This is a genomic window from Acidobacteriota bacterium, from assembly GCA_035471785.1.
GTDB lineage: Bacteria > Acidobacteriota > UBA6911 > RPQK01 > DATIPO01 > JANQFM01.
Genome location: DATIPQ010000081.1, coordinates 1 through 13121, shown reverse-complemented (window position 1 = coordinate 13121; position 13121 = coordinate 1). Strand labels below are relative to the sequence as shown.

Sequence of the window (13121 nt, the reverse complement as noted above, 5' to 3'; positions counted from 1 at the left end):
TCCGAGGCAAGATTCGCCACTTGAGACTCGGGCGGGAATCCCTATTACACCTTTAGCTTCCACATGGCGATGGCTAGACAGGTTTTCGAACTGAGGATAGAGGCCCGCCGCTTGGAGGAGCAATTGAGGAAGTGGCCGGTGATGCGTCAAAAGTGATAGGACCAGGCGCCGAGCAAGCGCCTATCGAGATTCAGAGGGATGATCCGGCGATAGGATCAAACCTACGGCCCACGCTTTAAGAATGCTCACCGGGGGAGTAGCGCCTGGGAGGGAAAAACGACGTTTTTGAGGACACTTGCCTTCCGGCGCGCGCCAATCGCACGAAGATCGCTTCTCCTGAAGAGGCGTTGCTTGCTCTGGTCAGGGACGCCAGAATTGAGATTTGGCAAACGACCTCCAACGTGCAGCCGCAGCTTGACAGACGCTGAGCCTGCACTTCCCGGACGCCAGCCGCAGCTTCACCCAGCAGGGCGTTCAGGAGCGCCGCTACGACGGGCTGGGGCGGCTGGTTCAGGAGATGCATCCCGAGCACCGCACGGTGGGAGGAACCCAATACTTCCCGACCTACACTTATGACGACGCCGGGCTGCTTGAGGAGAACACGTCAATTTCAACCTCCCTATTTTTGTGGAGATTATTGAGATAGGAGACTCTATGATCGTCATTATCGTATTTCTTTTGATGCAAGTATCTTCAAAGATGCCAGAGTCAAGACTTACCATTCCTGATTCTCACGTCACTGAGGATCTCCTGCTTTCGCCCGATTCGAGTTTGCTATCCGTTTATCGAGGTGGCGAGTCCGCACTTTGGGACGTCAAGGAGAATGCTGAGATCGCAAAGTTTAGGGGTCTGGGGCTTGATTTCTTGTCTACTGAAGAGCTGGTTGTCTTGACTCGGGAAGGAGCTGGAGAGCGAGTGGACGTGCTGACCGGCGAGGAATGGAACAGGGTCGTCTCTTCTTACGAGCTTCCCACTTCGTCCGAAGCAGATGTGATGACCTTGGCGGTTGACCGGGAGAGTGATCACCTGGTTATGGCCCTCCGTGTTGGGCCCCGCTTCGAGATCTTGGCCCTCACGTTTCGGGGGCAGAGCCGCCGCTACGAAATTGAGCTTGGCTGCAAGGACGTGAGCCGAATGGCGGTTCGCTGGAACGAAGATCAGTCGGCGTCAATTGCGGTCGCATGCCGATCAGTGCCGGTGGTTGAGATCTTTACCCTGTCGGGTCCCGCTCCGAATGCGCAGCTTACGCGAGCATTCCGTCTGTACCTCGAAGATGTCGACGATCCCGGGCCGGCGGGTTATACAAAGGGCGAACTGATGATTACCGAGGACTGCCAGTATCTGGTGTCGTCCCATTTCGACAAGCGCTTGCGGGTGTGGCGCTTGGACGACGGAACAAGGCTCGGCGAGCTTGTATCTGCGCTAGGCCGAGTGGTGCTGGATCTGCTCGAAGTTGCGACGCACAACTTGGTCTTGGAGCTGACTGCGGCTGGACGTCAACGAATACTGAACTTCCGAAGCCTTCCCAGCTTTGAGGTTATAGCCCGCCTGTCGGGGGATTTCGCAACACCCGGTGCAATGGCCTTGTCCCAGGCGGAGACTCTCGGGATCGCCGGTTTTTGCCATGGGAAGGAAATGCTGCCTTTGCCAGATGGGACCCTCGTTGAAAGGCCGACTCGATCTCCTTGTTTGCGGATCTATTCCTGGCCGGAGGTCCTGCAGGCCGCGGACCTTCCCCCGTCTGCTGGATCTAAGTCCTCCCGTTAGGAGTGCTGAAGCGCCTGGAGCCTTGGCCGGGGCCTTTGGCGTTTGGGGGGAGTAGCGCCTGGGAGGGAAAAACGACGTTTTTAATGGTCGATTGCCTTTCCGGCGCGCGCCAATCCCACAAAGGGCGCTTTCTCCTGAAGAGGGTGTTACTAGCTCTGGTTAGGGACGCCAGAATTGAAGATTTGGCAAACGACCTCCAGCGCGCTGATGGCCAGGGCGCCGTAGATGGGTCCAGGAGACTCGAACGATGCCGAGAAGAAAACACACCCCGGTGATCCAGTCGTCGTGGATCTCCGCCAGCACGGCGGTCACCAGCCGCAGCACCGAGTCCCGGTTGGGGAAGATGCCGGCCACCCGGGTGCGCCGGCGGATCTCCTTGTTGAGCCGCTCGACGCCGTTGACCGCGCGGATCCTGCGGCGCACGAGTAGATGGGGAGGGAGGACATGGGAGAATGTTCCGCTTCCCTTCTCCGGCGACGACGACTACCAAAAACGGCCCGCTATGGGGGGGAAACCGACCTTGGCTGAGACTCGACAGGCCGACGGCGATCTTCTAGAGTGTGCAAATGGCTAATTCGGATGTTGGAGACCCACAGGGATTAGGGAGCGCGGATCGGGAAGAGGTTTTGGGCGGGGACTTGAAAGGACGCGAGCCCGGGCTGGGGCAGTCGCTTGTCCCGGTGCTCTTTCTCATCGCCATGCTGGCGGCTTCGGTCTATCTCTTCGGAGGAGACTCTTCCTACGGGCCCAACCAGATCGCCCTGCTGTTGGCGGCGGGAGTGGGCTTTCTGGTGGGTATGTCCAACGGCTTCGGCTGGAAGGAGATGGAGCGGGGCGTGGTCCACAGCATCGGCCTGGCCATGGGCGCCATCTTGATTCTGCTGGTGGTGGGCTCGCTGATCGGGACCTGGATCATGGCCGGAATCGTGCCCACCATGATCTATTACGGGCTCCAGATCCTCCACCCTTCGATCTTTCTGCCCGCCGCCTGCGTCATCTGCGCCGTGGTTTCCCTGGCCACCGGGAGTTCCTGGACCACGGTGAGCACCATCGGCATCGCCTTGATCGGCATCGCCGGAGCGCTGGAAATAAGCCTGGCGCTGGCCGCCGGAGCCATCATTTCAGGGGCCTATTTCGGCGACAAGCTGTCGCCTTTGTCGGACACCACCAACCTGGCTCCCGCCATGGTGGGCACCGATCTCTTCACCCACATCCGCCACATGCTGTGGACCACCGTCCCCAGCATGGTGATCGCTCTGACCCTCTACGCACTCATCGGCGTTTTCAGCGGCGGCAGGGCCGAGGCGCCCGATTTGAGCGGCTTCATGAGCGCCTTGCAGGGCTCTTTCAACATCGGCTGGTACCTGCTCATTCCTCCCGTCATCGTGCTTCTGCTGGTGCTGCGCAAAGTGCCCGCTTTCCCGGCGCTGCTCATCGGAGCCCTGGTGGGCGGACTCTTCGCTGTCCTCTTCCAAACCGACCTGGTGCTGCGCTTCGCCGACCCCGAAGGGCAACTCCATCCGGGGTGGGCCCTGGCCAAAGGCTTCTGGACGGCCCTTCACGGCGACCTCTCGGCCACGCCTCTGATCTCCAGCGGAAACGCCGATCTGGATGACTTGCTCAACCGGGGCGGCATGTACTCCATGCTCAACACCGTCTGGCTGATCCTTTCCGCCATGGTCTTCGGCGGAGTCATGGAAGTCACCGGAATGCTGCAGCGGCTCTCTCAAGCCATTCTCGGATTCGCTCACAGCACGGGAACCTTGATCAGCGCCACCCTGGCCACCAGCATCGGATCCAACATCATCGCCTCTGACCAATACATCGCCATCGTCCTCCCCGGACGCATGTTCCGGGCCGAATTCGAAAGGCGGGGACTGCATCCCAAGAACCTCTCGCGCTGCATGGAGGACGCCGGCACCCTGACCTCCCCGCTCATTCCCTGGAATACATGCGGAGCCTTCATGTCGGCCACCCTTTCGGTAGCCACCTTCACCTACCTGCCGTTCTGCTTCGTCAACCTGCTCAATCCCGTCATCTCCGCCATCTACGGTTTCACCGGCTTCACCATCGAGCGCCTGGAACCGGAAGAAGCCGAACGGCTCAATCATGCGGCCTAGTGCGGTGCGTCAGAAGGTTTGAGCCACCCTGTCGCGTTATCCCACGCTTTCAGCGTTCAGACCTTTGCCGTCTGAAACCCAGGGTGGCGCCGCTGTCTCGCTAGCGCTCGCCGCGGCTGACCCCTGGGCTGGCGAATCGCTCGCCTTCAGCGAGCCCGGACTTGACTGCTAACACAGTCGCTGGGCTGGCCAATCTGTCCCTGTCAGGGACAAGAACGGAGGGCCCTGGCTCAGAACTTATGACCGGCAGCACTAGCGCCTCAACCCGATGCCGCGATCATTGCTAGAATGGGCCTTCGTTTAGCGACGACGATCGATTGGGGGCAGGAGGAAAGACTCGAATGCAACGCCCATATGACGCCCTGCTTGTGGTTTCTTTCGGGGGGCCGGAAGCGATGGAAGATGTCATGCCCTTCCTTGAGAACGTGCTGCGCGGCAAGAACGTCCCGCGCCAGCGCATGCTGGAGGTGGCCGAGCACTACAAGATGTTCAACGGCGTCAGTCCCATCAACGATCAGAACCGCGATCTCATCGAAGCCGTCAAGAAAGAATTCCAGGCCCACGACATTGGCCTGCCCATCTATTGGGGCAACCGCAACTGGCATCCGCTGCTGCCCGATGCCTTGCGCCAGATGGCCGAGGACGGAATCCGCAATTCGCTGGCCTTTTTCACCTCGGCCTACAGCTCTTATTCCGGCTGCCGCCAATACCGCGAGAATATCGAGGAGGCCCGCCGCCAAGTCGGCGATCAGGCTCCCGCCGTGGACAAGATGCGGGTCTTTTTCAATCATCCCGGCTTTATCGAGGCCAATGCCGACCACGTGCGCCAGGCCATGGGCCGCCTCTCGGGAAAGGGGCGCGACTCGGTTTTGCTTTTCACGGCCCACAGCATCCCAACGGCCATGGCCGAGAACTGTCGTTACGAGGCTCAGCTCAAGGAGGCTTCGCGCCTGGTGGCCGAAGCCGTGGGACACGAAGACCACCGGCTGGTCTACCAAAGCCGCAGCGGACCGCCCCAGCAGCCCTGGCTGGAGCCCGACATCTGCGACGCCCTGGACGAGGTTCGCGCACGAGGGGCGAGGCAGGTCGTGGTCTCCCCCATCGGATTCACCTCTGATCACCTCGAGGTGGTCTACGATCTCGACCACGAAGCCGCCCAGCACTGCCAGGAACTGGGCATCGAAATGTCGAGAGCCCCGTCGGCAGGCCTGCATCCGGCTTTCGTGGCGATGGTGCGGGAACTGGTGCAGGAACGCATCGAAGGCAGGGAGCCGCGTGCCCTGGGCCCGCTGGGACTGAGTCCCCATCAGTGCCGGCCCAACTGCTGCCTCTACCAACCGCGCCGTCACGGGGTCGGGCAGCGGGCTGCAGGAGGCTGATCGCCATGGTCAACGACGCCCATTGCCATTTCTTCTCGCGCCGGTTTTTTCAAGTCCTGGGGAGCGGTCTGGCGCGCCTCTCCCAAGAGCGGCTGGCGGAGGAGGTCACGGCTGAGCTGCAATGGGAGACTCCCGGTACTCCCGTGGAGCTGGCCCGGCGCTGGATGGAAGAACTCGACCGCCACCAGGTTGGACGCTGCGCTCTCATCGCCAGCGTGCCCGGCGACGAAGATTCGGTGGCTGAGGCGGTGCAGGCCTATCCCGACCGCTTCGTGGGCTTTTTCATGGTCGATCCCAAAGCTCCCGGCGCGGCCCAACGCACACAGGAGGCGCTTGAGAGCAAAGGCCTCAAGGGGGTGTGCCTGTTTCCCGCCATGCATCGCTTCAAAGTCGATCAGGAGCCGGCCCGAACCATTTTCGAAATCGCCGCCGCCATTGAGGGGGCGGCGGTTTTCGTCCACTGCGGGGTCTTGACGGTAGGGGTTCGCAAGAAGCTGGGGTTGAAGAGTCCTTTCGACGTGCGCTGCGGCAATCCTCTCGACCTGCACCCGGTGGCCGCCGACCATCCCCACCTGCCCATCATCATCCCCCACTTGGGGGCCGGATTCCTGCGCGAGGCCCTGATGCTGGCCGACCTCTGTCCCAATGTCCGCTTCGATACCTCCAGCTCTAATTCCTGGGTGCGCTATTGCGGGCTCTCGCTGGGCGAGGCCTTCAGGCGTGCACTGTCGGTGGTGGGCGCCGGACGGCTGCTTTTCGGCAGCGACTCCTCTTTCTTCCCGCGCGGATATCAGGGCAAGGTATTGGATGATCAGAGGGCGGTGTTGGAGGAGTTGAAAGTGGGAGAAGAGGAGCAGGAGAAGATATTGGGAGGCAACTTCAGCGAGCTGTTCCCCCGGGCTTAAGAGTTTTGGCCTGCGGCCTTCAGGAGCAGTTCCTTGGTGGTCAGGTAGACGGCCTCGTCGTCGTCGATGGAAGGCACTTTGACCTCGATCACTTCATTGGCGGCCGTTTCGACGTACTTGCCCACGTAATCGGCCTGGATGGGCAGTTCGCGGTGACCGCGGTCGATCAGCACGACCAGCTTGACCTTGAGGGGACGGCCATAGTCGAGGATGCTCTCCAAGGCGGCCCGGGTGGTGCGTCCCGTGTAGAGAACGTCGTCCACCAGAATGATCTCGCGCTCGGCCACGTCGAATCCCAGGGAAGAACTGCCTACGACGGGATGGGAATCGACCTTGGTCAGGTCGTCGCGATAGAAGTTGATGTCGAGGATTCCCAGCTCGAGCTCCCTGCCCGTAAGGGTTTCGATCTTGTCGCGAAGCACCTCGGCCAGAGGGACGCCCCGCCGCCGGATTCCCACCAGAGCGGTGCGGTCGAGGTTCTGGTGGTCTTCGATGATCTCAGCCGCGATTCGCGAGAGAGCCAAGTCGATATCCTTGGCCGTCATCACCTGTCTCAGATAGTGGCTTTCCATTTTCAGCGTTCTTGAGGTTGGGGGGAGGAATCGCCCTCCGGCGCCTCGGGAGGCGTCTCGGTGAGCAGGGGCGGCGCCAACTCTTCGATCTTGGATTCGGCGGTCCGGGCCTGGGGGCTGTTGGGGTGTTCGGCTTGCAGAATCCGATACTGCTCCAGAGCGGACGCCGTGTCGCCCTGTTCTTCGTAGATTTCAGCCAGGGTCAGGAGCGTTCCCTCGACGGGGAAGTTGACGGCTGTGTTGTCGAGGATCTGCCGACAGTAGCTGACGGCCTCATCCAGATTGCCGCTTCGGCGGGCCTTGTCGGCCATGCGCTTGGCGGCCAGGTTGCGGACTTCCAGAATGGAGGCGTCCGAGGCCAGCCGGCGGAAGATCTCCTCGGCCTTCTCGGTCTGGCCCTGTTCTTGATGAATGACGGCCACGTAAAGCTGGGCCCAGGGCCCTACCGAGGATCCGCCGTAGCCGTCGGCCACCGACTGGAAAGCGGGCAGGGCTTCGGCCAGCTTCTTTTCCTGGCTGTCGTAGCGATAGCGGAAGGTGCCGGCCGGGGCATCTTGAGCCTCGTCTCCCACGGGAGCATGGTACTTGTCGAGCGCGTCGGCGAAAGCCGCGTTGGCTTCGCGGTTGACGCCTTGCTGGTAAACGCTCCAACCCCAGCCGCCCAGAATAACGACCACCAGGACGGCCAAGCCGGCGATGATCTGGACCTGGTGGGCCAAAAGCCAGTCGAAGACGGTTTCCAGGGTGGATCGAACTTCGTCTTGTTTAATCTCTTTTCGAGTCAGTCCCACGGGAGCTACCCTCCCAAAACAGCCATGAAATGCGCCTGGCAGGACTCGAACCTGCGACACACGGGTTAGGAACCCGTTGCTCTATCCTCCTGAGCTACAGGCGCGTGCGAAAAAGCACAGTCTAGCAGAATTCAGTCGAGATTGTGCAAAAGCGAAAAAGGCTTCGACAGCTCGCGCACTCAGGCCAGGACGCCCGAGCCGGACGCAGGTATGATAGGAGAGATGACTGTGGGCACTCAAGACCGTCGGCTGGCCCCCTACGCCTTCGCCCAAGCCGAATCGGAGGGCAGGAAGCATCCCGAACCGCCGCACCCCTACCGAAGCGACTACCAGCGGGACCGGGACCGGGTGATCCACACCAAGGCTTTTCGCCGCCTCGAGAACAAGACGCAAGTCTTCGGGCCCGACCACTCCGACCATTTCCGCAACCGCCTGACCCACACGCTGGAGGTCTCTCAAATCGCCCGCACCATCAGCCAGGTGCTGGACCTCAACACCGACCTGTGCGAGGCTTTGGCCTTGAGCCACGACATCGGCCATCCCCCCTTCAGCCACGAAGGCGAAAGCGTCCTGCACTCGCTGATGAGCGAGTACGGATCGGGCTTCGAGCACAACCTCCACGCCCTCACCATCGTCGAAGACTTCGAATCGCGCTACGCTTCTTTCCGCGGACTCAACCTGACCTTCGAGGTGCGCGAAGGCATCGTCAAGCACAGCCGCGACTACCAGGCCAGCGAGACCTTGTGGATCGACCTCAGTCCTTACCGCTTGGGAGAACGTCCGCCTTTGGAAGCTCAACTCATCGACTTGGCTGACGAGATCGCCTACAACTCGGCCGACCTCGACGACGGATACGAGTCCGGACTGCTGCCCCTTTCCCAGATCCTGCAGGAATCTGAACTGATGAACGAACTCTTCGGCGAATGCAGCCGCCGCTTTCCACGAGCGCCCGAGAAACTGCGCATGCGGGAAGCGCTGCGGCGGCTCATCGACCGGCTGGTGACGGCTTTGGTGGAAGCCACCGGGCGCCGGCTGGAGCGCTCGGCCATTCATTCCGTGGAAGAGGTGCGCCGCTACCCGTCGCGGCTGGTCGGCTTCGATGAGGAAACCGCCCGGCTCAACCGCCAGATCAAGCGGCTCCTGCGCAGCGGACTCTACAACCACCCCACTTTGACCGAGGCCCGCCGGCAAGCGCGGGGCCGCGTGAAGCGCCTTTTCCGCTTTTACATGGAAGATCCCTCGCGGCTGCCGCCAGACCACTACCGGCGCCTGCAGCGCGATCAGATCCCCGCCCATTCAGCGGTTTGCCACTACATTGCGGGCATGACCGACGTCTACGCGGAGAAGATCTGCGAGCAGATTTCCAGCCCATAACGGGAAGAAATCCCTTGTATTGGGGTACAATTACTTTCTTATGGGCAAGAGATGGTCCACCGACTTGCGACGCTTCGTGGATGAAGAACCTTCTCCGGCACTTAAGTCGGATCTTCGTCTGCGGGTGTATGTGACCGAGATCGTCAAGGCGGCAACGGCTCTCAATGCCCGCCGGCCTCGGGAGACGGCCTTGCGCTGCCGGCGCTATCAGCAGCGGACGCGCTGTCCAGGACGGGTGGAAGTGCGGCTGCAGGATCTGCCGGCCGAAATTCACTGGCGCTGTGGTGGCTGCGGAGAGGACGGCGTCATCTTCAACTGGCCCCGTTCACGCTGGGACCTGAGCCGCAAGAGCAGCCGGACGCAGGGCTCTGAAGTGACTATCCGGCTGGACGAGCAAGACTATTCGGCCTTGCGCGGCATCGACTTCATCGATCCCTCCAGCGAGCACCTGGTCTTCTCGGCGCGTCCTCAGGAAGGGACGGTGTGCCTCGCGGGAGACCTGCCCACCTTCAAGTCGCTGGTCGCCGACCTGGAAGCGGCTGCTGAGCGAGAACGCCTGGAAACCCGGCGCAGCCGCTTGGGAGGCCTGAGCGAGATGCTCAACTGCCATCTCGACAGCCTTGCGGCCGGCCATAACGGATTGATACCCCCGGGTCCGCTGCCCCGCGGGAGTTCACTTTCCAACGGGCCTCTCCGCGGAGGCGACTCGGTCGTGCGCTGGGAAGCGCCCAGCCGAGGGGAGGACAACGAGGAGGCCTGGGCCGGACTCTCGGCCAGCCAACTGACCCGTTTGGCGGAATCCGACTGGGAGTCGGCAGACGGCCCTTTGCGTTTTCATCCCCACCAACTCGGATTGCAGGCCCGTCACGTGCCCGCCATGCGCAATCTGCTCTTGCTGCTGCGCTATCTCAAAGAGGCCGGCCCTCTGCTTGCCACCCGGGCCGGCAACCTGAAAAGGGCTCAAGTCATGCACTTGCTGGAGGAGTTGCCGATGGCCGAGGAGGTCCGGCAAGATCCGGGCTGGAGCGACCGCCAGTGGAATGAAGCCGACTTCCCGCCCCTCCACCTGCTGCGGTTGCTGGCTCAGAAAAGCGGGCTGATCGAGCTTAGCCAGAAGTACTTCCGCCTCACTTCCAAAGGAGGCAAATTGATGCAGCCGGCCCGTGCCGGAGACCTGTACATCCTGGCCTTTCGCACCTACTTCCGCCGCCTCGACCGGGAGGGGTTCGACCGCTTGCCGTCCTGTCCCCAGGTAGGCAGAGGCATCGGCTATGCGCTCTACAGTCTGCAAACCACAGCCCGCGACTGGTGCGAAGTGTCGGAGCTGTCACACCTCTTGCTCTTGCCCGACGCCCTGGCACACCTGGCCCGGACCTGCGAGATGGACTTTACCCATTACCTGGTGGAGGCCCGCATCCTGTTGCCCCTGGAGCAGTTCGGACTGCTGGAGCGCCGGGACTGCCCCTCGCTGTCGCCATCGGGCGGCAAGGAAGTCCGCCTCACCGAACTCTTCGACCGCCTGCTCGAATTCAACGTTTAGGACGAATGAGGCCGCCCGTATTTCTCAGTGCGCCTTTTCGTGGCGCACTGAGAAATCAGGGCTAGTGTAGTGCGTCAGAAGTTTTGAACCACCCTGTGGCGTTATCCCACGCTTTCAGCGTTGGCACATTTGCCGTCTGAAACCCAGGGCGGCGCCGCCGTCTCGCTAGCGCTCGCCGCGGCTGACCCTGGGCTGGCGAATCTGTCCCTGTCAGGGACAAGAACGGAGGACCCTGACTCTTGACTCAAATGTGAACCTATCTTCGCGCAAGTGCCCCTAGGAGGAGATCGACTGGCAGCCCACGGGCTGTGGCTGGCGAGTTCAGGACTTCGCCTGCGCGGCGGCAGCCCGGGAAAGAACCGACGGATCGGCATCAAGCTCGGTCAGGAGACCCTCGATGAGTAACACCGGATCAGCATAACGGCTGCTGAACTCGATGCGGCTACCGAACGCCTCATCGGATGTCTCAACGCCGGCGTCGTAGGAGCGTGCCCGTCGCGACACGAAGGATCTAGGCAGCTCCCGGGCCGGGAGTTGCGAATTCAGAGATCAGCGTGAGAGAATCGTTGACATGGAACAGGGCACACTTTCGCAACTTCTGAAGCTTCCCGCGGGCGACAGGGCGGAACTGGCCATGGCGCTGTGGGAGAGCCTTTCGGGGGCTGAGCGTGAGGAATCGCTGGCACTTACCGATGAGCAGGCAGCAGAACTGGACCGGCGATGGAAGGAGCACTTGGCGGACCCCGGCTCGGCTGTTCCATGGTCCGAGGTGCAGCGAAGGCTGCTGCGCCAAGAGTGACTCACACGGTTGTCTTCCGAGCCCAAGCCGAAGATGAGGCCCTCGATGTCCGCGATTGGTACGAGGAACGACGGCTGGGCCTCGGAGGGGAGTTTGCGGTCGCACTCGATGCCCTCGTCCAACGCATTTCCGAGAATCCCCTGGCCTTTCCGCGCGTGCTGGGGAAAACTCGGCGCGCTGTCCTCACCCGTTTTCCATAAGCAGTGTATTTCCGAGAGACCGACCAGGAGATAGTCGTCCTGGCTGTCCACGGTCGCCAAGATCCAAAGCGATGGCAGAGGCGCCGATAGTGGCGCCGCGAAATGACGGCTGCTCGCTGAAACTTCACCCAGGGTTCTCGTTCGGCACTGGCAAATCAGCGTGTGGGAGACATTCCCTCGGACTACTCGGCTTTCTCTGCAATGGGTCCCTTCTGCAACATCGTCTGACAAAATCATCACAGAGAAAGCCGCGATTGTGGTTGCGTTACCTCGGTGAAGGCCCAATTGCTCTCGGCGGTATGAGGCTGCTCGCTACGCTAGTGTTTAACTGCATAAATCCGCGTAAGATCGCTTAAGACCTTTCGGGTGAATGGTTCTTTTGCGCCACTCGAAGGGAGCCGCCTGGGGATTGTAGGCCTTGACGAAGTCGTCGATGGCGTTGCAGAGCTGCTGCACGGAGGTGTAGCTGGCACCCTTCAGGGCCTGAGACGAGAGGATCGAGAACCAGATCTCGACTTGGTTCAGCCAGGAGGCGTTGGTGGGGATGTAGTGGAAGTGCACGTTGGGGTGGCGGGCCAGCCAGCGGTCCCTCTTGGGCTTGTGGGTGCTCAGGTTGTCGAGGATGACATGGATCTGCTGCTGTTCGGGATACTCGGCCGCCACCTCGTTCATGAAGGCCAGAAACTCGAGGCGGCGGCGGCGCGGGAAGTGACCGGACTTGACCATTCCCGTGGCTACCTCCAGAGCCGCGAACAGCGTGGTGGTGCCGTGGCGCTTGTAGCGGGCGCTGAAGCCCTTCAGGGCCTTGCCGTCGGGCATCCTCAGCCATCCCTGGGCCCGCTCCAAAGCCTGGATGGAGGGCTTTTCGTCCACGCAAAGCACCACGGCGTTCTCGGGCGGGTCCAGGTACAGGCCGACCACGTCGGCGGCCTTGGCGGCGAACTCCGGGTCGGTGCTCACGCACCAGCTTCTGCGCCTCTGTAAATGGATGCCGTGGCGGCGAAGCACCCGCCACACCTGGTCGACGCTGACATCGCCCAGGTGCTTGGAGACCAGCGGGCCGTTCCAGCGGGCATAACCTTTCGGGGGCTTCTCGTCCAGAAGGCTCAGGATGCGGCGTTCGGTCTCCCGGCCATACTGCGCTGGACGGCCTTGCCGGGAGGCGTCGGCCAAGCCGTCGATGCCTTCTTGGGCGAAGCGGGTGCGCCACTTGCTCACCCGCGCCGGTCGCGTATTCATGCGTTGCGCGATGTCCTTAGTGGACTCGCCCTCGGCAGCCGCCAAGACGATCTGCGCCCGCTCCGCCAGCCTTTGTTCCGTCGTGCCGGCCCGAACCCAGCTTTGCAGCGTCTTGCGCTCTTCGGCGCCAAGTTCGATCACTGTCGCTTTCGCCATGCTGACCTCCTTGTGGAGGCTTCAGCATACAGCATTGCTATGACGCTTATTTTTGCAGTTAAGCACTAGTGTCCTGAGTTAGAAGTTTTGAGCCACCCTGTGGCGTTATCCCACGCTTTCAGCGTTCGCACCCTGGCCTTCCGAAACCCAGGGTGGCGCCGCCGTCTCGCTGGCGCTCGCCGGGGCTGACCCTGGGCTGGCGAATCTGTCCCTGTCAGGGACAAGAACGGAGGGCCCTGGCTCAGAACTTATGACCGGCAGCACCAGTCGTAGCGAGCA

The 13121-nt window shown here is 61.8% G+C and carries 10 protein-coding genes, 1 tRNA gene and 1 pseudogene; 7 read left to right on the top strand and 5 right to left on the bottom strand.

The window, feature by feature from the left end:
* Positions 1-654 precede the first annotated feature (654 nt).
* Positions 655-1767 (top strand): hypothetical protein, encoded by a 1113-nt coding sequence (locus tag VLU25_11465; GenBank protein ID HSR68550.1) that lies wholly within the window; start codon positions 655-657, stop codon positions 1765-1767.
* A gap of 159 nt (positions 1768-1926) precedes the next feature.
* Here the strand turns inward: VLU25_11465 and VLU25_11460 are convergent.
* Positions 1927-2187: pseudogene (locus VLU25_11460) on the bottom strand (transposase).
* A 146-nt stretch (positions 2188-2333) separates the two neighbouring features.
* On the opposite strand from VLU25_11460, the gene nhaC reads away from it, so the two are divergent.
* From nhaC to VLU25_11445, 3 genes are all read left to right on the top strand, one after another.
* On the top strand, positions 2334-3887 hold the full coding sequence (gene nhaC, locus VLU25_11455) for a Na+/H+ antiporter NhaC (protein HSR68549.1): 1554 nt from the start codon (positions 2334-2336) through the stop codon (positions 3885-3887).
* Positions 3888-4228: 341 nt separating this feature from the next.
* Positions 4229-5266 (top strand): ferrochelatase, encoded by a 1038-nt coding sequence (locus tag VLU25_11450; protein ID HSR68548.1) that lies wholly within the window; start codon positions 4229-4231, stop codon positions 5264-5266.
* A gap of 5 nt (positions 5267-5271) precedes the next feature.
* Positions 5272-6171 carry an amidohydrolase family protein gene (locus VLU25_11445; GenBank protein HSR68547.1) on the top strand — a complete coding sequence of 300 codons (900 nt, stop codon included), beginning with the start codon at positions 5272-5274 and terminating at the stop codon, positions 6169-6171.
* Here the strand turns inward: VLU25_11445 and pyrR are convergent.
* From pyrR to VLU25_11430, 3 genes are all read right to left on the bottom strand, one after another.
* Complete coding sequence (gene pyrR, locus VLU25_11440; GenBank protein ID HSR68546.1) at positions 6168-6743, bottom strand: bifunctional pyr operon transcriptional regulator/uracil phosphoribosyltransferase PyrR; 576 nt, start codon at positions 6741-6743, stop codon at positions 6168-6170. The genes VLU25_11445 and pyrR overlap by 4 nt on opposite strands.
* Positions 6744-6745: 2 nt before the next feature.
* The gene (locus VLU25_11435) at positions 6746-7534 is read right to left on the bottom strand and encodes a tetratricopeptide repeat protein (protein HSR68545.1); all 789 of its coding nucleotides are present in this window, start codon (positions 7532-7534) and stop codon (positions 6746-6748) included.
* 30 nt (positions 7535-7564) lie between these two features.
* A tRNA-Arg gene (locus VLU25_11430) sits at positions 7565-7638 on the bottom strand.
* Between the two features lie 118 nt (positions 7639-7756).
* On the opposite strand from VLU25_11430, the gene VLU25_11425 reads away from it, so the two are divergent.
* The 3 genes from VLU25_11425 to VLU25_11415 all read left to right on the top strand — a co-directional run bounded on the left by VLU25_11425 (position 7757) and on the right by VLU25_11415 (position 11247).
* Entirely contained in the window at positions 7757-8908 is a 1152-nt protein-coding gene (locus tag VLU25_11425) for a deoxyguanosinetriphosphate triphosphohydrolase (protein ID HSR68544.1), read from the top strand.
* A 40-nt stretch (positions 8909-8948) separates the two neighbouring features.
* Positions 8949-10448: a hypothetical protein gene (locus VLU25_11420; protein ID HSR68543.1), complete on the top strand. Its 1500-nt coding sequence runs from the start codon at positions 8949-8951 to the stop codon at positions 10446-10448.
* Positions 10449-11019: 571 nt separating this feature from the next.
* Positions 11020-11247, top strand: coding sequence for an addiction module protein (locus VLU25_11415; protein ID HSR68542.1), 228 nt, complete (start codon positions 11020-11022; stop codon positions 11245-11247).
* A gap of 524 nt (positions 11248-11771) precedes the next feature.
* On the opposite strand, the gene VLU25_11410 is transcribed toward VLU25_11415, so the two are convergent.
* Positions 11772-12842 carry an IS630 family transposase gene (locus VLU25_11410; GenBank protein HSR68541.1) on the bottom strand — a complete coding sequence of 357 codons (1071 nt, stop codon included), beginning with the start codon at positions 12840-12842 and terminating at the stop codon, positions 11772-11774.
* Between the last annotated feature and the right edge of the window lie 279 nt (positions 12843-13121).